The sequence below is a fragment of the Nocardia sp. JW2 genome, from assembly GCF_051843015.1.
In the GTDB taxonomy this organism is placed as follows: Bacteria; Actinomycetota; Actinomycetes; order Mycobacteriales; family Mycobacteriaceae; genus Nocardia; species Nocardia coubleae.
The window spans coordinates 75,084-99,331 of sequence record NZ_JBPXLK010000019.1; the positions used below are offsets into that span (position 1 = coordinate 75,084).

24 protein-coding genes, 1 tRNA gene and 1 riboswitch are annotated in these 24,248 nt (G+C 68.9%); of the genes, 9 read left to right on the top strand and 16 right to left on the bottom strand.

Annotated elements, in window-relative coordinates; all coding sequences use genetic code 11:
• Positions 1-24 precede the first annotated feature (24 nt).
• The 3 genes from tilS to dacB form a co-directional block, all read right to left on the bottom strand.
• Positions 25-1,173 (bottom strand): tRNA lysidine(34) synthetase TilS, encoded by a 1,149-nt coding sequence (gene tilS / locus ACSVDM_RS23265; protein ID WP_439267812.1) that lies wholly within the window; start codon positions 1,171-1,173, stop codon positions 25-27.
• Between the two features lie 233 nt (positions 1,174-1,406).
• Entirely contained in the window at positions 1,407-2,465 is a 1,059-nt protein-coding gene (locus ACSVDM_RS23270; RefSeq protein WP_439267814.1) for a zinc-dependent metalloprotease, read from the bottom strand.
• Positions 2,466-2,477: 12 nt separating this feature from the next.
• Positions 2,478-3,935, bottom strand: a complete 1,458-nt coding sequence (gene dacB, locus ACSVDM_RS23275) for a D-alanyl-D-alanine carboxypeptidase/D-alanyl-D-alanine endopeptidase (protein WP_439267816.1) — start codon at positions 3,933-3,935, stop codon at positions 2,478-2,480.
• 157 nt (positions 3,936-4,092) lie between these two features.
• Between dacB and ACSVDM_RS23280 the strand changes: the two genes are divergently transcribed.
• Positions 4,093-4,581: an inorganic diphosphatase gene (locus tag ACSVDM_RS23280; protein ID WP_067495803.1), complete on the top strand. Its 489-nt coding sequence runs from the start codon at positions 4,093-4,095 to the stop codon at positions 4,579-4,581.
• Positions 4,582-4,650: 69 nt separating this feature from the next.
• Here ACSVDM_RS23280 and ACSVDM_RS23285 read toward each other — a convergent pair whose 3' ends face one another.
• From ACSVDM_RS23285 to ACSVDM_RS23300, 4 genes are all read right to left on the bottom strand, one after another.
• Positions 4,651-4,881 (bottom strand): hypothetical protein, encoded by a 231-nt coding sequence (locus tag ACSVDM_RS23285; RefSeq protein WP_067495806.1) that lies wholly within the window; start codon positions 4,879-4,881, stop codon positions 4,651-4,653.
• A gap of 90 nt (positions 4,882-4,971) precedes the next feature.
• Complete coding sequence (locus ACSVDM_RS23290; RefSeq protein ID WP_439267819.1) at positions 4,972-6,702, bottom strand: DHA2 family efflux MFS transporter permease subunit; 1,731 nt, start codon at positions 6,700-6,702, stop codon at positions 4,972-4,974.
• Entirely contained in the window at positions 6,699-7,178 is a 480-nt protein-coding gene (locus ACSVDM_RS23295; protein WP_378667422.1) for a MarR family winged helix-turn-helix transcriptional regulator, read from the bottom strand. Before ACSVDM_RS23295 ends, ACSVDM_RS23290 begins: the two co-directional genes overlap by 4 nt.
• Before the next feature lie 89 nt (positions 7,179-7,267).
• Positions 7,268-8,089: a crotonase/enoyl-CoA hydratase family protein gene (locus ACSVDM_RS23300; RefSeq protein ID WP_067640525.1), complete on the bottom strand. Its 822-nt coding sequence runs from the start codon at positions 8,087-8,089 to the stop codon at positions 7,268-7,270.
• 119 nt (positions 8,090-8,208) lie between these two features.
• Between ACSVDM_RS23300 and ACSVDM_RS23305 the strand changes: the two genes are divergently transcribed.
• From ACSVDM_RS23305 to ACSVDM_RS23315, 3 genes are all read left to right on the top strand, one after another.
• Positions 8,209-8,685, top strand: a complete 477-nt coding sequence (locus tag ACSVDM_RS23305; protein WP_084476801.1) for a YbaK/EbsC family protein — start codon at positions 8,209-8,211, stop codon at positions 8,683-8,685.
• A 72-nt stretch (positions 8,686-8,757) separates the two neighbouring features.
• A complete protein-coding gene (locus tag ACSVDM_RS23310) occupies positions 8,758-9,300 on the top strand; it encodes a flavin reductase family protein (RefSeq protein WP_439267878.1) in 543 nt (180 codons plus the stop codon).
• A 13-nt stretch (positions 9,301-9,313) separates the two neighbouring features.
• Entirely contained in the window at positions 9,314-9,589 is a 276-nt protein-coding gene (locus ACSVDM_RS23315) for a hypothetical protein (RefSeq protein WP_439267822.1), read from the top strand.
• A gap of 14 nt (positions 9,590-9,603) precedes the next feature.
• On the opposite strand, the gene ACSVDM_RS23320 is transcribed toward ACSVDM_RS23315, so the two are convergent.
• Both ACSVDM_RS23320 and ACSVDM_RS23325 read right to left on the bottom strand, forming a co-directional pair.
• The gene (locus tag ACSVDM_RS23320; RefSeq protein WP_439267824.1) at positions 9,604-10,182 is read right to left on the bottom strand and encodes an excalibur calcium-binding domain-containing protein; all 579 of its coding nucleotides are present in this window, start codon (positions 10,180-10,182) and stop codon (positions 9,604-9,606) included.
• Positions 10,183-10,359: 177 nt separating this feature from the next.
• Entirely contained in the window at positions 10,360-11,673 is a 1,314-nt protein-coding gene (locus tag ACSVDM_RS23325; protein WP_439267826.1) for an aminotransferase class V-fold PLP-dependent enzyme, read from the bottom strand.
• 41 nt (positions 11,674-11,714) lie between these two features.
• Positions 11,715-11,829: riboswitch (SAM riboswitch) on the bottom strand.
• Positions 11,830-12,000: 171 nt separating this feature from the next.
• Between ACSVDM_RS23325 and ACSVDM_RS23330 the strand changes: the two genes are divergently transcribed.
• The 3 genes from ACSVDM_RS23330 to ACSVDM_RS23340 all read left to right on the top strand — a co-directional run bounded on the left by ACSVDM_RS23330 (position 12,001) and on the right by ACSVDM_RS23340 (position 17,780).
• A complete protein-coding gene (locus tag ACSVDM_RS23330; RefSeq protein WP_439267828.1) occupies positions 12,001-12,438 on the top strand; it encodes a MarR family winged helix-turn-helix transcriptional regulator in 438 nt (145 codons plus the stop codon).
• 129 nt (positions 12,439-12,567) lie between these two features.
• Complete coding sequence (locus ACSVDM_RS23335) at positions 12,568-16,449, top strand: Pls/PosA family non-ribosomal peptide synthetase (RefSeq protein ID WP_439267830.1); 3,882 nt, start codon at positions 12,568-12,570, stop codon at positions 16,447-16,449.
• Positions 16,449-17,780, top strand: coding sequence for a M1 family metallopeptidase (locus ACSVDM_RS23340; RefSeq protein ID WP_439267880.1), 1,332 nt, complete (start codon positions 16,449-16,451; stop codon positions 17,778-17,780). The genes ACSVDM_RS23335 and ACSVDM_RS23340 overlap by 1 nt, the downstream gene beginning before the upstream one ends.
• On the opposite strand, the gene ACSVDM_RS23345 is transcribed toward ACSVDM_RS23340, so the two are convergent.
• Together ACSVDM_RS23345 and ACSVDM_RS23350 are read right to left on the bottom strand one after the other, a co-directional pair.
• Complete coding sequence (locus tag ACSVDM_RS23345) at positions 17,765-17,950, bottom strand: hypothetical protein (protein ID WP_067495829.1); 186 nt, start codon at positions 17,948-17,950, stop codon at positions 17,765-17,767. The genes ACSVDM_RS23340 and ACSVDM_RS23345 overlap by 16 nt on opposite strands.
• A 38-nt stretch (positions 17,951-17,988) precedes the next feature.
• Positions 17,989-18,444, bottom strand: a complete 456-nt coding sequence (locus ACSVDM_RS23350) for a DUF2752 domain-containing protein (protein ID WP_439267833.1) — start codon at positions 18,442-18,444, stop codon at positions 17,989-17,991.
• Positions 18,445-18,634: 190 nt separating this feature from the next.
• On the opposite strand from ACSVDM_RS23350, the gene ACSVDM_RS23355 reads away from it, so the two are divergent.
• A complete protein-coding gene (locus tag ACSVDM_RS23355) occupies positions 18,635-19,720 on the top strand; it encodes an alpha/beta fold hydrolase (RefSeq protein WP_439267835.1) in 1,086 nt (361 codons plus the stop codon).
• 108 nt (positions 19,721-19,828) lie between these two features.
• Here ACSVDM_RS23355 and ACSVDM_RS23360 read toward each other — a convergent pair whose 3' ends face one another.
• The 3 genes from ACSVDM_RS23360 to ACSVDM_RS23370 are packed head-to-tail and all read right to left on the bottom strand — an operon-like array spanning position 19,829 to position 22,199.
• A complete protein-coding gene (locus ACSVDM_RS23360) occupies positions 19,829-20,197 on the bottom strand; it encodes a hypothetical protein (protein ID WP_439267837.1) in 369 nt (122 codons plus the stop codon).
• Positions 20,198-20,256: 59 nt separating this feature from the next.
• Positions 20,257-21,618, bottom strand: a complete 1,362-nt coding sequence (locus tag ACSVDM_RS23365; RefSeq protein WP_439267839.1) for an alpha/beta hydrolase family protein — start codon at positions 21,616-21,618, stop codon at positions 20,257-20,259.
• An 8-nt stretch (positions 21,619-21,626) separates the two neighbouring features.
• The gene (locus ACSVDM_RS23370; protein WP_439267841.1) at positions 21,627-22,199 is read right to left on the bottom strand and encodes an ArsR/SmtB family transcription factor; all 573 of its coding nucleotides are present in this window, start codon (positions 22,197-22,199) and stop codon (positions 21,627-21,629) included.
• 162 nt (positions 22,200-22,361) lie between these two features.
• Here ACSVDM_RS23370 and ACSVDM_RS23375 point away from each other — a divergent pair, with 162 nt between their 5' ends.
• Positions 22,362-22,748: a DUF4189 domain-containing protein gene (locus tag ACSVDM_RS23375; protein ID WP_439267843.1), complete on the top strand. Its 387-nt coding sequence runs from the start codon at positions 22,362-22,364 to the stop codon at positions 22,746-22,748.
• 83 nt (positions 22,749-22,831) lie between these two features.
• Here the strand turns inward: ACSVDM_RS23375 and ACSVDM_RS23380 are convergent.
• Together ACSVDM_RS23380 and ACSVDM_RS23385 are read right to left on the bottom strand one after the other, a co-directional pair.
• Positions 22,832-22,904, bottom strand: a tRNA-Thr gene (locus tag ACSVDM_RS23380).
• Between the two features lie 57 nt (positions 22,905-22,961).
• Entirely contained in the window at positions 22,962-24,161 is a 1,200-nt protein-coding gene (locus tag ACSVDM_RS23385; RefSeq protein WP_378667445.1) for a DNA polymerase III subunit delta', read from the bottom strand.
• Between the last annotated feature and the right edge of the window lie 87 nt (positions 24,162-24,248).

A 24,248-nucleotide genomic window follows, 5' to 3' on the forward strand; every position in this document is an offset into this window, starting at 1 on the left:
GTCGGTCCCGGCTCGACCGATCCATTATGTGGCATCGAAACGCGGCTGGGCGCGCACGGTCAGCGTGCCATGTTCGCGCACCACGACCAACCGGTGGGCCCTGCTCCCGCCCCCGATCGCCACCCCACCCTGGCCACGCCAGTTGCTCACCAGCTCGTCGATCGCCTGTAAGTGGGCGTTCATCAGGCCGCTGACGCCCTGTTCGGTCAGCCAGGCGCGGATCGCCCGGCGACGCAGGGCCGCCGGTGCAGTGGTCAGAATCTCGATCGCGAGGGCGGGCCGATCGCTGTCGTCGCCGCCACTGCCAGGTCCGGCGTCTGCCCCTTCGTGGATCATCGGCCCACCGGTCTCGCCGACGCCACCAGCGGGCCGAGCCGACGACGGCCCTTCGGCGGTCGGCGACCGGGTCTCGCCGAGCACAGCTCGGGGTCGAACGGCGGGCATTCGGGCGGCGCCCAGGAGTTCGCGCGCGAGGTCGTCGAGGACAGCACCGTCGGCGCGCAGCTGGTCGGCGGTACGGGCCAACGCCTGCGCCGCACCCCCGCCGAGCACGTCCTCGAGCAGCGGCAGCACCTCGTTGCGCACCCGCACTCGCGTGTAGGCCGGGTCGTCGTTATGTGGATCGCGCCAAGCCTCGATCCCCAGGTCGGCACACACCTGCTCGGTCTGGGCCCGCCGCACCCCGAGCAACGGCCGCCCCCACGGCTCGTTCCACGCCGCCATCCCCTGAATGGACCGGCCGCCCGACCCGCGCGCCAACCCAAGCAATACCGTTTCGGCCTGATCGTCGAGGGTGTGCCCGAGCAGCACCGGGCGCCCGTCGCGCACAGATTCCAGTGCCGCGTACCGAGCGGTGCGCGCGGCCGCCTCCATCCCCCCCGCACGCCCCACCTCGACCGCGACGATCCTGGCCTGCGCGCACCCGAGCGCCAGCGCCTGGTCGGCGGCCCGCCGGGCAACCTCGGCCGATCCGTCCTGCAGCCGGTGATCGACAACCACCGCGGTCACCGGCCCGGTCTCGACCACGGCAGCCGCGACCAACGCCAGCGAATCGGCGCCCCCGGACAACGCGACAACGACCGGCCCCTGCCCACCGTGGGCGAGGACCCATTCCCGCAACGCCCGCCGCACAACGAGCACAGCCGGGGTCTCGGGCAGCTTCGGCGCCGTCATCGACCAGCCCGTGGCTGTACCAACCCGGCGCCACCATCCCGGCGACACGACCCGGTGCCGCTACCGGTCGCGTAAGTCATACCGGCAGGCTACTCAGCCGCAGGCTGATGCCGGCACCTCGGCCGCCGACGACCGCGAGCTCAGTCGAGCCGTCACCGAACCGACGACTCGCAAGGCGTCATCCGGTCGGCGAGCCTGGGCGGCCATGCGCGAATCCGCCGACACGCGTACCTCTACAGCACCCGGTCGATCCACCGTTGCGGCGTATCGACCTCGTCCAGCCGAGGCAGCGTGTCCGCGTTCGTCCAGATCGTGTTGAACTCCGTGACGCCCACCCGCTCGACCACCGCGTCGACGAACTTCTTGCCCCGCACGTACTGCGCGACCTTGGCGTCCACGCCGAGCAGCGCCCGCAGGATCCGCTGGATCGGGTTGGACGGTTTCTGCCTGCGCCGATCGAAGGCGGCGCGGATGTGGGCGACGCTGGGCACCACCGAGGGGCCGACGGCGTCCATCACGTGGTCGGCGTGCCCTTCGAGCAGGGTGCCGAGCATGAGCAGCCGGTCGAGTGCCTCGCGCTGAGGTGGCGCCTGGGCCGCGCGCAGCAGGCCGACGATGCCCTTGGCGTTCGGGTCGTCGGTGAGGTCACCGGTGCGGCGGGCGCGCAGTTCGCCGACGAGCCGGGTGAGCATCTCGCTCATCGGTTCCTCGCCGACCTCGCTGAGGATGTCGACATTGGTGCGCATGTATCCGGCGAGCCAGGGCGCCGAGGAGAACTGCACCCGGTGGGTCACCTCGTGCAGGCACACCCACAGCCGGAAATCGCTGGAGTCCACCCCGAGGGCACGTTCGACACCGAGAATATTGGGCGCGACCAGCAGCAGTGTGCCGTCCGCACCGGTGAACGGGTCGTATTGGCCGAGGATGGCGGTGGACAGGAACGCCAGCATGGTCCCGGCCTGCACGCCCGCCGGTTTCCCCGCGAACGGGCCTTTGCCCGCGCCGGTGCCGGTGAGCACCGACATCGAGTCGGCGGCCGCCGCGATCCAGCCGGGCCGGTCGACGATCCGCGCCTCGGGTACCGGCCGGTCGTCGAGCAGCCCGCTCACCTCGCGCACCGGCATCTCGGCGAGGATCGAGGCCGAGGCCAGTTCGGCGACGACCTGTTCGGCGGTCTCGCGCGAGGTGCGTGGTCCCGGTGGCGCGAGCAGCGCCCCGGTCCTCGCGGCCAGCCGCCAGTCGACGACCGCACTGAATCCGGGATTCTTGCGCCCGGTCTTGTCCTCGCTCATCGCCACCCGCTCTCAGGAACATCCACAGTTGCGCAGGGCACCCGCCACCGCGTCGAGCGCGGGTCTGCTGACCTCCGGCAGCCGGTCGTTGGACATGAGTGCGAAGGTCAGTACCCGCCCGTCCCGGTCGAGCACATACCCGACCAACGCGCTTGCCACGCTCAGAGTTCCAGTCTTTGCCCGCACCCAACCGGCGCCCTCGCGATTCTGGGTGACGAAGCGGGGGGCCAGCGTTCCGGTTCCGCCCGCGACGGGCAGGTCGTCGAGCAGCGGCGCCAGAGCCGCTGCGCGCGGATCGTTCTCGGGCCTGGCCTGGGTACCGGCGGGCACGACGGCGGCGTCACCGGTCGGCTTGGCGGCGGTGGCGACGATGGTGTCGAGCAGTCGCGGCGGCACCCGGTCGTCGACGGACAGGCCGCTGTTGTCGGCCAGGTGCAGGCCGTTCACGTCGAAGCCCGCGCTGGTGAGCGCGGCGGCGGTGGCGGCGGTGGCACCGGCGAAGGACGCCTCGCGTCCGGTGGCGACGGCGAGTTCGCGTCCGATGGTCTCGGCGAGCACGTTGTCGGAGTGGATCATCATGTCGTGCAAGCGGATCCGCAGCGGCGCCGACTCGACCTTCGCGATCTCGGCACCGGTGCTCGCGGCCTGGCCGACGCGCACGGCGGCCGGGTCGATGCCGAGTTCGGCGGCCAGGGCGCGGCCCGCGTCGAGCGCGGGGGTCGAGGTGCGCGGGGAGTAGTCGGCCGACGGGTCGAACCGCCCGCCGTCGAGCATCACCGGTTCGATGGGGGTGATCGAGCCCTCGGGGATGTCGATCGGGTCCCAGCCGGCCGCCATGGTCGGACCGGTGTAGGCGGAGGTGTCGACGACGATCGCGCTCGCCTGCCTGCCCGCCGCCTTGATCTGCGCGGCGAGGTCGGCGATGCGCGGACCGTCGGTGTAGTAGCCGCCGTCGGCGCGAGTGGTGAGCGTCGGATCACCGCCGCCGACGAGTACCAGCTCCCCCGGCGCTCCGGCGAGGACCCGGGTGGCCACTCGCTGATCGTCGGGCAGGGTGAGCAGCGCGGCCGCGACCAGCATGATCTTGGCCGTCGACGACGGGATCATCGCCTTGGCCGGCTCCTGGCTCCAGAGCACGGTTCCGCTGGTCGGATCGGTGACCTGGCCCGCGAACGCGCCGAGATCGGGGCTGCTGGTCACCTGCGCCAGCGCGGCGGCGATCCCGGCGACCGTCGGCGCGGGTGCGTCCGACCTGGCCGGGGCGATGGCGGTGGTCGGGGTGGCGGCCGACGGCGCGTCGGCGACGGTGAGCCCGCCGTGCCGGAATTCCGGCGTCCACGGCCGGGCGATCGCGGCGAATCCGCCGCCGATCAGCAGCAGGGCGACGAGCACCGCTGACAGCCAGATCCACCCCGACCGGCGACGTCGCGGCTCCTGCCATCCGGGATTCTGTTCGCTTGGACCGATCACGACCGTCGTTTCTCCTCTAGCCCGCCCGACGCCCGGCCGCGCTGAGCCGCCTGCCGCACCGGTGTTCTGGCACACCACACTATCCTCGTTGCGCAACGGTTCCCCAGAACGATCTGGCGATTCGGCACACAAGCACTCGAACGAGCAAGGAGATGGCGTGGAGTTCGACGTCACCATCGAGATTCCCAAGGGTTCTCGGAACAAGTACGAGGTCGATCACGAGAGCGGCCGGGTGAAGCTCGACCGGTACCTGTACACCTCCATGGCCTACCCGGCCGACTACGGCTTCATCGAGAACACCCTCGGCGAGGACGGCGATCCGCTGGACGCGCTGGTGCTGCTGCCGGAATCCGTATTCCCCGGTGTCATCGTCGAGGCCCGCCCCGTCGCGGTGTACCGGATGACCGACGAGGCCGGTGGCGACGACAAGATCCTGTGTGTGCCCGCGGGCGACCCGCGCTGGGACTACATCCAGGACATCACCGATGTCCCGGAGTTCGAGCTGGCCGCGATCAAGCACTTCTTCGAGCGCTACAAGGATCTCGAGCCCAACAAGTTCGTGGAGGGTTCGGAGTGGCTCGACCGCGCCGAGGCCGTCAAGATCATCGACGAGGCCTTCGCCCGGCTGAAGGAATCCGGCCACTGAGCCGATAGACGACGAAAAACGGGAAGTCCGAAGGGGATTGGACTTCCCGTTTTTCTGTTTCCTGGTGGATCAGTACCAGATGTAGAGGTCCCAGCCCTCCCAGGTCTCGACGCACTGCCAGTAGTAGCCGCCGGTGTAGGACGACTCGCCGTCGGCGCGGCACTGGTAGAGCTCGTAGTAGGTGCCGTAGTAGGTGCCCTCCGGCGCGGCCGCGGCGGCGGTGCCCGCGGTGACCGTCGACACCCCGGCGACGGTAGCCAGGGCCAGCAGTGCGGCGGCGATGGTGGTCTTGATGCGCATGTCGTTCTCCTGATGTTCGTTGCGACATCAGGAACGTTATGGCCGTTGGACCGCCGAAACAGCCACCCCTAGGTGGCCTTTCGGGCCCACCTAGGTCGCTTCACCTTTCCCACCCTTCGTCGACTGCGCGGCGGTGTCGGCCATGGCGCCGATGCCGTCGGCGGCCTTCGCGTCGCCCGCCGACTGCAGGCCGCCCGACATCCGCAGCGGCACTTCCTTCCAGAACAGCACGAGCAGCAGCGCCAGCAGCGCGACACCGGTGGCGAACAGGAACACCGTCGACATGGAGTCGGCGAAGCCCACCTGGAACGGTTCGGCCAGTTGCGGGTCGAGTTGCTGGATGATCGAGCTGTCCTGCAACACCTTTCCGGCCGCCGAGGTGTCCTGGGCCAGCAGACCCTGCGACAGCGCGGCATCGGCCGGGTTGCTGCTGCGCGCGCCCTCGACCACGGCCTGCTGGTAGGCCGGGTCGGTCGCCGCCTGCCGCAGTTCGTCGGTGATATTCGGGGTGAGCAGCGTGAACAGGGCCGAAAGGAACACCGCGGCACCGAGGGTGCCACCGATCTGCCGGAAGAACGTGGCAGCGGCGGTGGACACACCCATGTCCTTGGGCGGCAACGCGTTCTGCAGGGCGAGGGTGAGCGGCTGCATCAGATTGCCGAGGCCGAAACCGGCGACCGCCATGAAGATCATCGCCAGCCACAGCGGGCTGTGCGCGTCGAGCAGGTGCAGCAGGAACAGGCCGAGGGTCAGCGTGGCCGCACCGATCAGCGGGAAGGCGCGGTAGCTCCCGGTTTTGGAGATCAACCGGCCCGAGAGGATGGAACCGAGCATCAGCCCGAGCACCATCGGCAGCATCTGCAGACCCGCCTCGGTCGGACCCGCACCGCGCACCACCTGCAGGTATTGCGGCAGCAGCAGCATCCCACCGAACATCGCCGCACCGACGACGAACGAGATGACCACACCGAGGGTGAAGGTGACGTTGTCGAAGATGCGCAGCGGGATCAGCGCCGCGTCACCCATGTACTTCTCGATCGCGACGAAACCGATCAGCCCGAGCGCGCCGATCACGTAACAGATCACCGAACCGGTACTGCCCCAGCCCCACTCGCGCCCCTGTTCGGCCACGATCAGCAACGGGACGAGACCCACCGCGAGCACGAGCGCGCCCGCGAAGTCGATGCGGTGCGTGGCGTGCGGCTTGCGCGGCAGGTGCAGCACCCGCGTCACGACGACCAGCGCGAGCAGGCCGAGCGGCACGTTCACCAGGAACACCCAGCGCCAGCCGGTGATGCCGAGAATGCTGTCCTGCCCGGCCAGCAGACCACCGAGTACCGGCCCGAGCACACTCGAAATACCGAACACGGCGAGGAAATAGCCCTGGTAGCGGGCGCGTTCACGCGGCCCGATGATGTCGCCCATGATGGCCAGCGCCAGCGACATCAGGCCGCCCGCACCGAGCCCTTGGAAGGCGCGGAACGCGGCGAGCTGATACATCGACTGCGCCAGCGTGCACAGCAGCGAACCGATGATGAACAGCCCGATCGCGGTGAGGAAGAACGGCTTTCGGCCGAACATGTCCGAGAGCTTGCCGTAGAGCGGGGTACTGATCGTCGCGGTGATGAGGTAGGCCGTTGTCGCCCAGGCCTGCAGCGAGTAGCCGTGCAGGTCGTCGGCGATGGTGCGGATGGAGGTCGACACGATCGTCTGATCGAGCGAGGCCAACAGCATGCCGAGCATCAACCCGGACAGGATGGTCAGAATCTGACGGTGGGTGAAACCGGCGGGCGATTCCTCCACTGCCACGGTCGTCGTCACGATTCGTTCTCCGATGGGTTGAGCGTGAGGAGCAGGGGCCGGGCCCGGTCGTAGTCCTCCACGAAGCGGGTGAGCAGAGCGGCGAAGTGCTCGCGGTCGGGTTCGGGCCAGTCCTTGGTGACGATCGCGATGGATTCGCGACGCCGCTCGCGGATGCGGTCGGCGGTCTCGCGGCCGTAGTCGGTGGCCTGTAGCACGGTGGCGCGCCCGTCGTCGGGGTCGGCGGTGCGGACCACGAGTCCGCGTTCCACCAGTTGCGCCACCTGCCTGCTCACCGTCGAGGCATCCGAATTGACCGCCTCCGCGAGCGCGCCCGAGCGCATCGGGCCGTCACAGACCAGCCGGAACAGCACAACGAAGCCGGCCGGTTCGATGCCCGAGCGGTCCTTCATCTGGGCGAGGGCGCGGTCGCGCAGCCGGTGCAGGCGGACGAGCTGGACGGCGATCGTGTCGATCGCCGGGTCGTACTCCGTCACCGCATCACCCTTTACTTGTATCAGTCAACTAGTTGTGTAATGCAAGTATGTGGGCAGACCGGCTGCCGGGGCAACCGTTTAAGCCGGCTTTACTCGCCCTTGAACTGCGGGGCGCGCTTCTGGAAGACCGCCGTCATCGCCTCGGTGAGGTCGTGCGAGGGCAGGAACGCCGCGTTCCACGCCGAGACGTAGCGCAGGCCGTCGGCCACACCCGGGGCGGTGCGGTGCTCGAGCACATCCTTGATGCCCTGCACCACCAGCGGCGGGTTGTCGGCGATCTCGCGCGCCATCGCGTGCGCCGCCGCGAGCACCGCTTCCTGATCGGCGAACACCTCGTTCACCAGACCGATCCGCTCGGCCCGGGCCGCGTCGATATCCTTTGCGGTGTAAGCCAATTCACGCAGGTGGCCCTCACCGATGATCCCCGGCAGACGCTGCAGCGAACCGATGTCGGCCACGATCGCCACCTTCGCCTCACGCAGGCTGAACTTGGCGTCGGCGCTCGCCAGACGGATGTCGGCGGCCGCGATCAGGTCGAGCCCGCCACCGATGCACCACCCCGACACCGCCGCGATCACCGGCTTCACACAGGTGGCCACCGAGGTGACGGAGTCCTGCATGCGCCGGACCTCCTTGAGGAACTCGGTCCGCTGGGCCGCCTTGGCGCCGTCGGCCAGCACCGGGCCGAGGGTGCCACCCATCGCGGCCAGGTCGAGGCCGTAGGAGAAATGCTTGCCCGACCCGGTGAGCACCACGGCGCGCACCTGCGGATCGGCGTCCAGCTCGGCGAAGATCTCCGGCAGTTCGCGCCAGAAATCCGGTCCCATCGCGTTGCCCTTGCCGGGCCCGGTCAGGGTGACCTGGGCGATATTGTCGGCGATCTCGACGGCGAAGGCCTTCCATTCACTCATGCGCTGATTATGGCCTCATCGGGTGCACCCACCCCGTCCGGTGTCCGGAGCGAATTCGCGGCAACCCGAAAATCTCACTCTCCCGGCATAATTCGACCGGCCGTCCTACTCTGGATGACATGCGCAGGTCGTCCTTGCCGATGGTCGCGTGCCGGGTGGCCGACACGCTCATCGCGCGCGGCCACCACGGCGTCATCGTCTCCCCCGACACGCCCACCTCCAGCGCCATCGACGCCGCACGCGCCTTCGGCGCCCACCCCAGCGCCATCACCACCGCGCAGCTGTTCCTGCTCGACAACGACCCGGTCCTGCTGCTGGTAGCCGCCCATCACCGGGTGGACCTGCACCGCACCGGCCCCCGCCTCGAAGGAAAGCTCACCCCCTGCCCCACCGCCCTCGCCGAGCGGGTCACCGGTCAGCCCATCACCGGCACCGCCCCCGTCGGCCACCCGACCAACCTGCCCACCTGGGTCGACACCGCCCTGGCCGCCCACCGTGAGATCTGGGCCGCGGGCGGCCACCCCACCACCGTCTTCCGCACCAGCTACCGCGAACTCATCCGCATCACCGCGGGACTGCCCGTGGACATCGACTGAAGGGTTTCCCTCGGCGTGAGCCTGTCCATAGGCGGGCCGGGATGGCGGGCGTAGTTTGGGGCTGTGGGTGATATGCGACGAACTCCGGCCGACCTCGTGGTTCCCGACGACCTGAGTGGGATCACCGCCGAGCAGTATCGGGCGTCGATGCGGCACTATCCGGCAGGCGTCACGGTGGTGACGATCGGCGCCGACGCCGGTCCGGTCGGCTTCACCGCCACCTCGTTCGCGTCGCTGTCGCTGGAGCCGCCGCTGGTGTCGTTCAATATCGCGCACACCTCGTCGAGCATCGAAGCCCTGCGCGCCGCCGATTCCGTGGTCATCCATTTCCTCGGCGAACACCAGCACCACCTGGCCCACCGCTTCTCCCGCTCCGCCGCCGACCGCTTCACCGACCGAGCCCTCTGGACCACCCTCGACACCGGCGAACCGATCCTGCACGGCACCCCCATCTGGCTCCGCACCACCATCCACCAACTCATCGACCTGGGCGACCACACCCTCGCGGTAGGCCTGGTAACCCGAGTCCACGACGAATCAGCCGACTCCCCCTCCGCCGCCCCCCTGCTGTATTACAACGGCAGATACCACCGCCCCACGCCCCTGGACACCTGATCCGAGCCTCGGCATGAGCGAGTTCCGCGTGACCGGCGTCTATCCCGTGAGCTTTCGGCCGACTCCGTTCGTGACCGGCTATGCCAGCGGGAATTTCGCCACGGGCGACACCGTCGAACTCCGGCGATCAGGCGAACCGATCACCCAAGGGGTCCTACAGGGGATGCACATCCACCTGAGCCCTAGCGGCGAACACTCGCTCATCTTCTCGGACAGCATCTCCGAGCAGGTCCGCGTCGACGATGTCATCCACACCATCGACACCACGGCTTCGCTGCTCGGCGCGTAGCCGGTACCGCATCGTCAGCGCCGTTCGCAGGCCACGCCGTCATTGTCGCCGTCCAAGTCCTGCCGGTAGCCAGGCTCGCCGCGGTGGAGCGGAGCGGCTCCGGCCGCTCGCGCGGCATCGCAATTCTTGTAGTAAACCTCGTCGGGAGAAGGCACGTCCGGTTCGGGCACTCTGGCTGGCGGCGGCGCATAGGCACTTGTGGTAGGTGGTGGCGGAGCGACCGTTGTGGTCGGCGGCCGAGCGACAGTGGTTGGCGGCGGCGGCGGAGCGACAGTCGTTGTCGGGACCGCAACCGTAGGGCGCCCGACTGTTGTCGTTACCGTCGCGACCGGGGGCGGCACTATCACCGCAGTTGTCTCCCTCGGGGCGATCGTCGAATGGATTGCGGTAGTGGGCGATCGATCGACGCGGGCGGTCGACGTAGCGGGGATGAACCTGGCCGGTTCCGATTCGTCCTCGATCACGGCGCCGAGCACCGACAACCCGCACAATCCGAGAACACCGATCCCGACCGCCCAGGGCCAGCGCCGCTTCTTGTCCCGCCGCCTAGGCGGACGAGCCCACGGATCGGGAGGTTGAATCGGTCGCGCCATCGGAACCCCTTAGAAATACTTCTCTCTAAGGAATCGGGCCGATTGTGAGGCTCGTTACCCACCTTGGTACTGCTCCAAACCTGCTTTTTCTAGCCCACGGCGAGGCAACCCAGGACGTGGGACGGTCCTGACGAAGACAGTGTTGGGGCGGGCGCGCCGCAACCACCGGGCGGATCCTCAGCCGATGAGGCAGGGGGTGGCGCCGGTGGGGTCGGGGGTGAGGGGGCGGGTTTCGGGGGTGGGGTTCCAGTGGCCGTTGGTGGGGGCGTAGGTCCAGGTGGGGCCGGTGGTTACCAGGGTGGTGAGGGCGGTGATCAGGCGGTCGATGTCGGCGGGGGTGGTGCCGAGGCCGATGCTGGCGCGGAGGGCGGCGTCGAGGCCGAGGCTGGCCAGGAGGGGGTGGGCGCAGAAGCGGCCGTCGCGCAGGCCGATGGCGTGTTCGGCGGAGAGGTAGGCGGCGACGTGGCCGGGGGTGTAGCCGTCGACGGTGAAGGCGACGATGCCGACCGAGTCGGGGCTGTCGGACCAGATCCGGACCGGGTTCACGCCGGGGATGGCGGCGAGCCCGTCGCGCAGGCGGTCGGCGAGGGCGCGCTCGTGGGCGACCAGTTCCTCGGGGTCGATGGCGGCGAGCGCGTCACAGGCGGCGGCGATGGCGGCCGCGCCGAGGACATTGGGTGAGCCGGCTTCATGACGCTGCGGCGCGGGCGCCCACTCCGCTTCCGCCACACCGACATTGCGTACCGCGCCACCACCGGCGAGGTACGGTTCGGCCGCGTCGAGCCAGTCGCGCCTGCCGACGAGCACCCCGGATCCGAACGGCGCGTACAGCTTGTGACCGGAGAATGCCAGGTAGTCGATTCCGCTCTCGCGCAGAGAGATCCGCCGATGCGGCGCGAGCTGGGCGGCGTCGACGAGAATCCGCGCACCACACAGGTGCGCGATGTGGGCCAGCCGCTCCAGCGGCAGCACCTCACCGGTCACATTCGACGCGCCGGTGACGGCGAGCAAAGCCGCGGGCCTGCTGCACAATTCGGCGACGATCCGCTGAATGGTCTCCTCGAGCGTCGCGGCAGCCCGGACGACGCGGCGCCCGTTGCGCGTCCACGGCAGGAAGTTGGCGTGGTGTTCGATGTCGAGCACCACCGTCTCCCCCGGCACGCATCCGGCCAGCAGGTTCAGCGAGTCGGTGGTGTTGCGGGTGAACACCACGACCTGGTCGTCGTCGGCGTCGAGGAACCGGGCGACCGAGCCACGCGAGGCCTCGTAGCACTCGGTGGAGATCCGCGAGGCGTACCCGGCGCCGCGGTGCACGCTGGCGTAGTACGGCAGCAGTTGCGAAATCCGGTCGGTGACCTGGCGCAATGCGGGTGCGCTCGCCGCGTAGTCGAAGTTGGCGTAGGTGCTCGTTCCGCCCTGGACGAGCGGAACGCGCAGGTCGGCACCGGACACGGTGGCGAGGGCACAGGTGGGGTCGATAACAGCGGTCATGACGAATATCCCGTCGGCTCAGGGACTCACCACGTAGCGAGAGTCCGCGCTTGCCGCGTCCACCTCGGACGTCGGCCTGGTCGTCACCCGGAGCACCCCACCGCGGAGGAGGGTTGCCGACCAGCTAGCCGGGGCTTGTCGCTGGTACTCGTGACCTGGCATCGAGATTGGCAGACGATCCGGGCCGCTGTCAACCACCGATCGAAAGATGTTGCTCGCCACCAGGTCCCGATTGCCCCTGGATTGCCCATACGCCGACAGGCGGCAAGCCCCATCATGGATACCCCAAATGATTGAGTTCCCCCACTATTTGTTAGAGTGGCCGCCATGCCCTCGACCACGAACCCCGAACGCGGCCTGGCGCGCTACCCGGTGTACGCGCTCGGCAGGCTCACCAAGGCCATGCACGCCGAGATCGACGTCCCGCTGCGTGACCACTGGGTGCTCACCTTCATCGGGGAGAACGCCGACCTCACCCAGAAGAAGGTCGGCGAGTCACTCGGCATCGACCGCAGCGAGGTGGTCCGCCTGATCGACGCGCTGGAGGGCGCGGGCCTGGTCGAACGCACCCGCGACGGCAAGGATCGCCGCAAATACCGGCTGCGCATCACCGAAGCGGGCCGCAAGCAGTGCAAGCGCACCGACAAGCTGATCGCCGAGGCCACCGCGCGTGTCCTCGCCCGGCTCGACGCCGACGAGCAGGCCACCCTGCACCGGCTCGCGCTCACCGCACTCGGCGAGACATCCGCGGCGCCCGCCCCGTAGCTGTCGGGCGCGCCCGACAACTCCCGGTACCGTTGGCAACTGGTGACCATCCCGTTTGCCCTCCGGTAACCCGACCGTGAAACAACAGACACCGATGGGGGTCAACCGATGAGAGGTGGACTGAGCACGATGCTCGAGCCACGCACCGAGGGCCCGGCGAACCGGCGGCACGATCCGCTGCTGCGCGCCGATCTGGCCGCGCCGCCACGCACCCTGGTCGACATTCTCACCAGCACCGCCCTCGCTCACCCCGACGCGCCCGCGATCGACGACGGCACGACCGTGCTCAGCTATATGGAGCTGGTCGCCGCGATCGAGGCCAGGATGACCGAGCTCGCCGCGGCCGGGGTCCGCCCGGGCGACCGGGTGGGCGTGCGGATGCCCTCGGGCAGCGCCGCGCTGTACGTCACCATTCTCGCGGTGCTCTACTGCGGTGCCGCCTACGTGCCCGTCGACGCCGACGACCCGGAGGAACGCGCCCGGCTCGTCTTCGGTGAGGCGCGGGTGAGCGCGATCGCGACCGCCGCGGGCATCGAGTCCGACACCGCCGTCGCGGGCAACGGTCACAATGATCCGCACACCCTGCCGACTCCCGCCGACGACGCCTGGATCATCTTCACCTCCGGTTCCACCGGCACCCCGAAAGGTGTTGCGGTGACCCACCGCAACGCCGCCGCATTCGTCGACGCCGAGGCCAGGTTGTTCCTGCGCGACGCCCCGATCGGCCCCGGCGACCGCGTGCTGGCCGGCCTGTCGGTGGCGTTCGACGCCTCCTGCGAGGAGATGTGGCTGGCCTGGCGCAACGGCGCCTGCCTCGTTCCCGCCCCGCGCGACCTGGTCCGCACCGGCGCCGATCTCGGGCCGTGGTTGATGCGCCGCGAGATCAGCGTCGTCTCCACGGTGCCGACACTGGCCGCCACCTGGCCCTCGGATGCCCTGGAATCGGTGCGGTTGCTGATCTTCGGCGGTGAGGCCGTGCCGCCGGAGCTGGCCGAACGTCTGGCGGGCGCCGAGCGCGAGGTGTGGAACACCTACGGCCCCACCGAGGCGACGGTCGTCGCGTGCGCGGCGCTGCTCACCGGCGAGATGCCCGTACGCATCGGTCTGCCGCTCGACGGCTGGGACCTCACCGTGGTCGACCCGCAGGGCAACCCGGTACCGACGGGCGACACCGGTGAACTCGTGATCGGCGGTGTCGGCCTGGCCCGCTATCTCGACCCGGCCAAGGACGCCGAGAAGTACGCCCCGCTGCCGTCCCTCGGCTGGGAACGCGCTTATCGCAGTGGCGATCTCGTGCGCAACGACCCCGAGGGCCTGATCTTCCTCGGCCGCGCCGACGATCAGATCAAGATCGGTGGCCGCCGCATCGAACTCGGCGAGATCGACAACGCCCTGCAGCATCTGCCCGGCGTGAGCGGTGCGGCCGCCGCGATCCGGACAACCAAGGCGGGCAACAAGATCCTCGTCGGCTACCTCACCGGCGCCGGACCGGACTTCGACGCCAAACAGGCCAGAAAGATTCTGGCCGAACAACTTCCGGCACCGTTGGTTCCGCGCCTGGCGGTGGTTGCCGACCTGCCGACGCGCACCTCCGGCAAGGTCGACCGCGACGCCCTGCCCTGGCCGCTGCCGAGCACCGACGACACCGCCGACCACGGGCTGAGCGGCACCGCCGCCTGGGTCGCGGGACTGTGGGACGCCATTCTCGGCGCCGAGGTGACCGATCTGGACACCGACTTCTTCGATGTGGGCGGCGGTTCCCTCTCGGCCGCCCAGCTGGTCGGCGCGCTGCGTGAACGGTATCCGCATGTCACCGTGGCCGATCTCTACGATCATCCGCGCCTGGGTTCGCTGGTGCAGTTCCTCGACGGCAGCGCCCCTGTCGCCGCCGTCGACGCGCGGGTGGTGGAACCGACTCCCCTGCGCGCACAGCTCACCCAGGTACTGGCCACCATCCCGCTCACCACGCTCACCGGCTTGCAGTGGGTCACCTGGCTGGCGGTGGTGTCGGCGATCGCCGGCTGGTCCGGTTCGCTGCCGTGGTTGCCCCGGCTGTCGTGGTGGTGGATCGTGCTGGCCTTCGTGCTGTTCATCTCGCCGATCGGCCGGATGACACTGTGCGTTGCGGGTGCCCGCGTACTGCTCGCCGGGTTACGCCCCGGCACCTACCCGCGCGGTTCGTGGGTGCATCTTCGCCTGTGGGCGGCCGTGCGCCTCTCGGAAGCCAGTGGCGCCGAAAGCCTTTCGGGCGCACCGCTGATGGTGCCGTTCGCGCGGGCGCTCGGCGCCAAGATCGGCAAGGGCGTCGACCTGCACTCCCTGCCGCCGGTCACCGGCATGCTCGAGCTCGGTGACGGTGCGAGCGTGGAACCCGAGGTCGACCTGTCCGGTTACTGGGTCGACGGCGACCGCGTGCACATCGGCGGCATCACCATCGGCGACGGCGCGGTGATCGGCGCCAGGTCGATCCTGCTGCCCGGAACCAAGATCGGTAAGCGCGCCGAGATCGCGCCCGGTTCGGCCGTGTCCGGCAAGGTCAAGGGCGAACAGGAATGGGCTGGCTCACCGGCGGCGAAGACCGGTAAGGCACCGCGCCGCTGGCCCGACCACTCCCCCGAGCGCGCCAGGCACTGGCTGATCGTGTTCGGCCTGTCGTCGATGGCGCTGGCCGCGATGCCGGTGCTCGGCCTGGCCGTCGGCGGCACGTTCATCGCCTGGTGGGTCCGCGAGGAGACGACCATCGGCGCCGCCGCCCTGCGCGGTTTCGCGATCCTGCCGGTCGCCACGCTGCTCAGCCTGGGCGTGTACGCGGTGGCGACGGTGATCGCGGTCCGCCTGCTCGGTATCGGCCTGCGCGAGGGCTACCACCCGGTGCGCAGCCGCACGGGCTGGCAGGTGTGGGCCACCGAACGCCTGCTGGACTCGGCCCGAACCTTCCTGTTCCCACTGTATGCCAGCCTGCTCACCCCGATCTGGTTGCGGCTGCTCGGCGCGCGGATCGGCAAGAACGTCGAGGCCTCGACGGTCCTGTTGCTGCCCAAGTTCACCGTGGTCGCCGACGGCGCGTTCCTGGCCGACGACACCATGATCGGCAGCTACGAACTCGGCGGCGGCTGGCTGCGCATCGGCGAGGCCAAGGTCGGAAAACGCGCCTTCCTGGGTAATTCCGGAATGACCGCGCCCGGTCGCCGGGTGCCGAAGAACGGGCTCGTCGCGGTGCTGTCGGCGGCGCCGAGCAAGGCGAAGGCCGGGTCGTCATGGCTCGGCAGCCCGCCCGTGCGGTTGCGTCGCGCGGCCGAATCCTCCGATACCTCCCGCACTTTCGACCCGCCGCTGCGGTTGAAACTGGCGCGCGCGTTCGTGGAGACCTGCCGGCTGATCCCGGTGATGGTGACCTTCGCCATCGGCCTCGGCGTGCTGTTCACCCTGGCCCTGATCGCCCAGCACAGCGACTATCTGGTGGCCGCGCTGCTGTCCGGGCTGGTGCTGATGGTTGCCGGTGCGGTGGCGGGCGTCATCGCGGTCGCCGCGAAATGGCTTCTGGTAGGCCGTATCCGGGCGGTGGAGCATCCGCTGTGGAGCTCGTTCGTGTGGCGTAACGAGGTGTCGGACGCGTTCGTCGAGACCGTGGCCGCGCCCTGGTTCGCCCGGGCCGCCACGGGTACCCCGGTGATGAATCTGTGGTTGCGCGGACTCGGTGCCAAGATCGGCCGAGGGGTATGGTGCGAATCCTATTGGCTTCCGGAGGCAGACCTGGTGACACTCGGTGACGGCGCGACCGTGGAACGCGGCTGCGTGGTGCAGACCCACCTGTTCCACGACCGCATCATGTCCATGGACACGGTGACTCTCGATGCCGGCGCGACCCTCGGCCCGCACTGCGTCGCCCTGCCCGCCGCCCACATCGGCGCGGGCGCCACCATCGGACCCGCCTCGCTCGTGATGCGCGGTGACGTGGTTCCGCCGTCGACCCGCTGGTGGGGCAACCCCATCACGCCCTGGGCCAGTTGATGCGCTCGTTCTACGAGGACCCGATCGACGTCTACCTCCCGCAGAACGGCAATCGCGGCTACCGGGTGTCGCGCTACGAACTGGAGCTGAGCTACAAACCGGCCAGCAATCGGCTGGCCGGGCGCGCGGTGATCATCGCGGTCACCACCGAGGTCCGTTCGTCGTTCACCCTCGACCTGTCCCCCGCGCTCGGGGTGTCGAAGGTGTTCGTCAACGGGTCCAAGTCGGTGAAGTTCAGTCACCAGCGCGGCAAGCTGGCGCTCACTCCGCAGCAGAAGATCCCGGCGGGCGGGGTGCTCGAGATCGCCGTGCACTATTCGGGCACGCCGAAACCGGTGCGCGGACCGTGGGGCGAGGTGGGCTGGGAGGAACTCACCGAGGGCTCACTGGTGGCCAGCCAGCCCAACGGCGCGGCGTCGTGGTTCCCCTGCGACGACCACCCGAGTTCCAAAGCGTCCTACCGCATTTCGATCACCACCGACAGCCCGTACTACGCGCTGGCCAACGGCACCCTGATGCGTAAGCAGGCCAAGGCGAGCCAGACCACCTGGGTGTACGAGGCACCCGAACCGATGGCCACCTACCTGGCGACCATCCAGATCGGCAACTACCGCAAGTACCGCGTGGGCAGTCCCGGCGAGCCGGTGCCGATGCAGGCGATCGTCCCGCCGCGGTTGCGCGCGAACTTCGAACACGACTTCGCTCGTCAGCCGCAGATGATGGCGTTGTTCACCGAGAAATTCGGGCCGTACCCGTTCGAGAACTACAGCGTGGTCGTCACCGACGACGATCTCGACATCCCGATCGAGGCACAGGGCATCTCCATCTTCGGCGCCAACCACTGCGACGGCAGGCGCGGCGCCGAACGACTCGTCGCCCACGAACTGGCACACCAGTGGTTCGGCAACAGCCTGACCCTGCGGCAGTGGCGCGACATCTGGCTACACGAAGGCTTCGCCTGTTACGCCGAATGGCTCTGGTCGGAGGCCTCGGGCGGGCCGGGCGCCGATCAGCTGGCGCGCGCCGCGCACGCGAACCTGGCCCGCCAACCGCAGGACATCATCGTCGGCGACCCCGGCCCGGCGGACATGTTCGACGACCGCGTCTACAAGCGCGGCGCCCTCACCCTGCACGCGTTGCGCCTGGAACTGCGCGACCACCTGTTCTTCCAGCTCATCCGCGAATGGACCGCGCGCTATCGGCATTCGTCGGTGACCACCGAGGACTTCGTCGACCTCGCGGGTCATTACAGCGTCACCCCGCTGCGCGGGCTGTTCGCGGTGTGGCTGGGCACCAAGCCGTTGCCGCAGCTGCCTCAGAACACCAAGTAGCGCTGGGCCAATTCCTCGACGAGCGGGTCGTCGGCGGGCACCATCTCGAGTGCTTCCAGATCATCGGCCACCGAAATGTGGCGGTTGTCGTCCTGCTCGGGGTCGGGCCCGTCCTCGGCGAGATGACGCTGCAACTTCTGCCGGACCCGGTCCTTCAGTGAATCGCGCATAGTTCCAGATTGCCCGTCGACCCGGGCGCACGCCAGCCTCAGACGGGCGTGAGCCAGGTTCCCCACGGGGTGTTGCGCAGCACCGAATACCCGATGAGGAGGCCGAAGAAGGCCCACACCGTCACCGGGCTCAAGCCGGGTAACCGCCAGCCTTGCCCGCGTCTGGCGCGCAGGAACCAGTCGACGACGAAGGCCGCGAACGCGAGGGTCAGCGGCAGCGCGAGCAGGTTGCTGTGCAGGGAATCGATGATGCGGCCGTCGGTGAGGTTGTGCATCGCGCGCATCCCGCCGCAGCCGGGGCAGTACACCCCGAACATCGCGTACACCGGGCACAGGCCGTAGGAACCCTCCACGTGCGGGTCGCGAAAATGCAGCAGTGCCAGGGTGCCGATCCCGAGTCCAGCGGCGATCAGCGGCGGCGCGAACCGTCGCCAGGGCGGCGCCGGGGTGCCGGCTGCGCCGGAAATCCCGGTCGCGACGTGCGCGTTGTCCACCCTCTTACGGTAACGGCGCCCGATGAAGGCCGCCACAACGCCTGTAATCCCCCGGCCGCTTCGGACGATTTCACAAGGTAAGCGGGTGTTGATACCTACTCGGCAACAAATGGGACACTCTGACCCGCTAACACTAGCTAGCACGCAAGCTCGCACTGTACGGTGGCCTACGACACAAAGGAGTGCCGATATGCTTGCGAAGTCGATGATGACGCTCGCGGCAGCGCGTTCCACGGTCTCGAGTTTCGAGTCCGGCGCACTGACCGCCCAGTTCCGTGCCGGGCTGCGTACCCGCAGTTTCGCCACCGCGAAGCTCAACGCCCCCGCCGCCCCGCACCGGGTCGTCCCGGTGACCACGGCCGACGGCGCCGAGCTCCGGGTGCACGTCTACGGCGACGACACCGCTCCGACGCTGGTGCTCATCCACGGCTGGGCGTGCAGCATCGAGTACTGGAACCCGCAGATCAGCGCCTTCGCCGACAACTACCGCGTGGTCGCCTACGACCAGCGCGGCCACGGCGAATCGACGCTCGGCACCGCGGTCCCCAGCGAGCACACCCTCGCCGACGACCTCGCCACCGTCCTCGAAGCGACGCTTCGCCCCGGCGAACAGGCCGTGCTCGCCGGTCACAGCATGGGTGGCCTGACCATCCAGGCCTGGGCCAAGCATCACCCCGAGCAGGTCACCGAGCGAGCCGCCGCCGTGCTGCTGGCCAACACCGCCAACTCCGACATCCGCGCCGAAACCGACCTGTTGCCGCTGCTCAACAAGCAGCTCACCGTGGCCACCACCCCCGTGACCATCCTCGGCGCGCCGATCCGGATGCCGCAGCAGATCAGCGAGACCGTGCTGTTCACGCCGGTCCCGATTCCGGGCGGCTGGCTCACCGAGCAGGTGTTCCGCTACCGCATCCTCACCCCGGAGGCGACCGCCGACGAGATCGACTTCGCGATCGGCATCATCCGCTCGTGTCGTCCGCTCGCCCGCGCCCGGCACGCCGCGGCCATGGCCGACATGGACCTCACCGCGGGCACCGCCAACCTGACGGTCCCCACCACGGTGATCGCCAGCGCCCAGGACCGCCTCCTCCCGCCGCGCATGTCACGGCCCATGGTCGAGGTCCTGCGCCGCTCCGGCCGCCTGACCGACTTCCACGTCCTGCCGCACGGTCACCTCAGCAATATCGAAGACACCGAAGCCTTCGACACCACCCTGCGCCGTGTCCTGCTCAGCGCCCACTCCCGGTCGACGCGCGCCCGCAAGGCCGCCCGCTGACCGACCACCGAACTTCCTGAGCACGGTCAACGGCGACCGGCTCAGGGGGCCAACCGGAAAAGGCCCTCGACCATGTGGTCGAGGGCCTTTTCCGTGTCGGTCGCGAGTTCACTCGCGGTAGACCACCACGTACGCGTTGGTCGCGGTGCCGATGCTGTAGGGCCCGATGCAGGACGCCGCACCCTGCCCGGTCGGGCTGATCGCGCCGCTCCACGAGCCCTGGTAGGGCCCGATTCCCATGAGCGGGAACGCATTCGGGATGCCTGCCAGTCCCCAGCATTCGACGATCAGGCTGTACTCGCGGCTCGCGGGCGCACCGGTGTCATGACAGCTGACCGAAGCGCCGACCAGATCGCGGGTGACTACACAGTCCTGTGGGCCCGCGTGCGCGGCGCCGGAACCGACAACAGCCGAGAACCCCACCACCGACACTGCGGCGGCTGTGAGGCGAACTGCCGCGACCACTGATTTCCTCATACGGAATCTCCCTTGGCTCGTTATATAGCAGTCGGGCATATCGTTAGCGTTGTTACACATCAGGGCAACAGCAGTCCCCAGTACAGGGCCCACAGGGTGAATCCGATGCCGCCGACGACGACCAGCATCCATCGGACGCGCGCACCCTTCCCCGCACCCTCGAGTATGGTCCCGCGTCGGGCGATGAGGTAGCCGAGCGAGCACACCGCGCACACCGCGATCACCTGCAAGGCCAGCCAGGGCAGGGTGCGGCCGAACAGCAACGGGCCGAACGAGGTCGCCCTGGTCGACGCCACGTAAAGGACCTGCGCGATCGTGCCGATGATTCCTATCCCGGCTGTTGTCACCAGCACGCGTGCGACTCCGGCTCGTGGCAGACGCCAGGTACTGGCAAATCCGGTGAGCGCGTAGCCGAGCAGGGTGAGCACGGTGCCGAGGAAGAGGACCAACAGCGCCGTCGGCGATTCCCACCATGCCTGTGGTGCCAGCGGTGTCACCGAATGTGCTTGCGTGGCGGGTTCGTCCGATTGCTTGCCCGCAGAGCCGGGCAGGCCTTTCACCCAATCGCCCACGAGTTCGGGGTATCCGGGCGCCAGGTCCGCGCCCTTGTCGAAACCGTCCGTGGTCGTGAATGCGCCGTGCTGCGCGTCCAACGTGCGCAGGGTGTAGTCGGTTTTCCCTACTCGTTCGAAGGCGTCGCGGAACCCGCGCAGGCTGTCGCCGGGCGGGGTGAGCCGGTCCTTGTCGCCCCAGATGGCGAGCACCGGCTGGCCGATGGCTTCCAGTACCGGCACCGGATCGTAGTACGCCTGGGCGAACAGGCCCGCGGCCGCACTGACACGAATCGCGTTGCGTCCCAACGTGTCCACCATCGAACCACGCACGCCCGCGGCCCCGAACCGGGTCTCGTTCGCCCACGCCTGCTGTGCCGCCGGGGCACCGGCATTCGCGCCGACGACGATCAGGAACGCGACGTCCTCCGAACGCGAAGCAGCGAGCGGCGCAACCCAACCGCCTTCGGACAAACCCCACAGACCGACGCGCGCGGGATCCACTTCGGGTCGTTGGCGCAGGGCCGCCGCACCCGCGAGGGCGTCATCCGCGAGCAGGGAGTAGTCGCGGTGCGCCGGTGTGTAGTCCTCCGTTCGCTTCTCGTATCGGAGCGTGACGATGCCCTGACGTGCGAAAGCAGTCGCGATCTGCGTGTATTGAGGGCTGCGTCCATCGCCGGAGCCGTGCACCAGGACGACTCCCGGCAGCCCGGTGGCACCCGCCGGGGCGTGCACGGTACCCGTGGTGGTGGTGCCGTCGGATCGCGTGAAGGTGAAGTCGGCGGTGGTGGTCTCGTCGGCGCCTGCTGTCGGCGCGAAGGCTATGAGAGCCGCGATAATGCTGGTGAGCAGGATAATTCGGATGATCATGTGGGTTCCTACTCGTCCATACCCGGTGCGGGGAAAGCGATGAACCGGGTCAGCACCCGGCGCGCACCGGGCCGCTTCTCGGCGTGCGTGGCCTGAAAGCGTTTGAGCAACGCGAGATACTCCTCGCAGAAGGTGTCGAGCTCCTCGCGCGTCGCGTAGATCGCCCCGCGCGAAAACGGCATCACGTCACCCCACTCGCCGAGCCTGTCCCGCTCGGCCTGGAACCGCCCGAACAACTCGACATCCTCGGCGATGTGCTGCGCCACCAACCCCTCCAACAGCTCACGCATCTCCGGCGACTGCGCCTTGTCCAGCCGATACCGCAGATCCTTCGGCGGCGACCGCCACCACCGCTCCTTCCCCTTGGCCAGCTCCGTCGCCTCCTCGATGAACCCGTGCTCGGCCAGCTGCCGCAGGTGATAACTGGTAGCCCCCGTGTTCTCCCCCAACACCTCAGCCAACCCCGTAGCCGTAGCAGGCCCCTTCTCCGCCAACGCCCGCAGAATCCGCTGCCGCAAAGGATGCGCCAACGCCCTGAGCGCCACCGGATCCGTAATCACCCTGGGTTCCACACCGTCCATACATGCACACTAATGTTTGCAAAGTCTCCTGTGCAAAGAAAAATATGCACACATACGCGAGGAAGACACTGCGACCTCTGGCACAGACCCCCGAAATCAGAGGAAGTCGAAAGTCAAGAAGATCCAAACGGATCGTTAAGCCCGCAGCGGCAATCTGATCACATGAATTCTCTAGCAGGACAGCTGGTTCGGTCGATCGCCATCACGTTTGCCGTCGCCGCGCCGACGGTCGTGCTCGCGGCACCAGCGCAGGCGGACAGCATCTACTACGGATCCATCGCCATCTCGGAATCGACCGGCACCACGGGACGTTCGTGGAACTACGATTCGGCATCCCACGCCGAATCGGCTGCAGTCGACGCCTGCGATGAATCCGACTGCTACGCCTTCGTGACTGTCGCGAGCGGATGGTGCGCCGCCGTCGCACTGGCAAGCGATGGCACGTGGTCGTGGGCACGGGCCGGCAATCGCGCGGAGGCCACCGCAAACGCTATCGGTGCCTCATCCGGCCCCAACCCGATCGTCCAGTCCTCCGTGTGCCAGGACTAGCCGCGGATACAGACGGGGCGCCCGCGCGGGGCCAGAAACAGCAAAGACCCTCTCCGGATCCCGGAAAGGGCCTTTGATGTCGGAGCCGCCTGGGGGAATCGAACCCCCGACCTTTTCATTACGAGTGAAGCGCTCTACCGACTGAGCTAAGGCGGCGTGCCTTTCGGCGACGAGAGTCTATCGCGAGTGGGGCTGGATCGCGAAAACGGGTGGTCAGGTGGAGCGGGCGGCGATGAGGGTGGCGACCATGGCGGCTACGGCGAAGCGGGGTTTGACGTTGAGGTCGAGGGCTTCGCGGCAGGCGAGGACGGCGTCGATGCTGCGCAGGAGGCCTTCGGGGCGGACCGAGGCGGCGAGGTCGGTGATCTCGTCGGCCATGTCGGGGTGGGTGAGGGTGATGGTGGCGCCTCGGCCAGCGAAGCGGAGGGCGAGGGCGTCGCGGTACATGCCTGCCACGTCGATGAGGGCGCGGTCGAGGGCGTCGCGGCCGGTGCGGGTGGCGCGGGATTTCTGGCGACGTTCCAGTTCTTTCAGTACGCCTGCCGAGCCGCGGGTGGCCGAGGCCGCGCCTTTGCCGGTGCCGCCCGCGCCGAGGGCGGTGGCGAGCTCGTCGCGTTCGCGGTCGTCGCGTTCGGAGCTCATCTGTTTGGCTTCGTCGTCGGCGGACTTCACCAGTTCGTCGGCGGCGGCGTAGGCGGCGCCCGGGCGCTCGGTGGCCTTGACCAGGGCGAGGGCACGCTGGCGGCGTTTGCGGGCGTCGTCGTCGGTGGCCAGGCGGCGCGCTCGGCCGACGTGCCCGCCGCTCACCGACGCGGCCCATTCGGCGGTCTTCGCATCGAGCCCGTCGCGCTCTTTCAGCACCTGTGCGATGGACGGCACCGACGGCGTGACCAGGTGCACATGTCTGCACCGCGAGCGCAGCGTGACCGAGATGTCCTCCGGGTCGACCGAGGGCGCGCACAGCAGGAAGACGGTGCGGTCCGGCGGTTCCTCCACCACCTTGAGCAGCACGTTGCCCGCCGCCTCGGTGAGCCGGTCGGCATCCTCGACCACGACCACCTGCCAGCGGCCGGTACTCGGCCGCCGCGAGGCGACCTGCACGATCTCGCGCATCTCCTTGGTGCTGATGCTGAGGCCTTCGGGTACGACCCGACGCACGTCACCGTGCGTTCCGGCCATCGTGGTCGTGCACGCGTGGCACTTACCGCAGCCGACGGTGTCCGGGTCGGTGCACTGCAGAGCCGCCGCGAAACACAGCGCGGCGATGGAACGCCCGGACCCCGGCGGCCCGGTGAACAGCCAGGAATGCGTCATCGCACCGGTGACCACACCGGCCCGCGCCGCCGTGGCGGCAGCGGTCAGCTCGGTCTCGACCACGTCCTGGCCGACCAGTCGATCGAAGACTCCTGCCACGGCACACACCCTAGTCGCGCGCACCGACAACCCCGAGAGCGGTGGCCGTCAGCTGGCGCAGAACCCACTCGCGGCCTGAACTGTCGA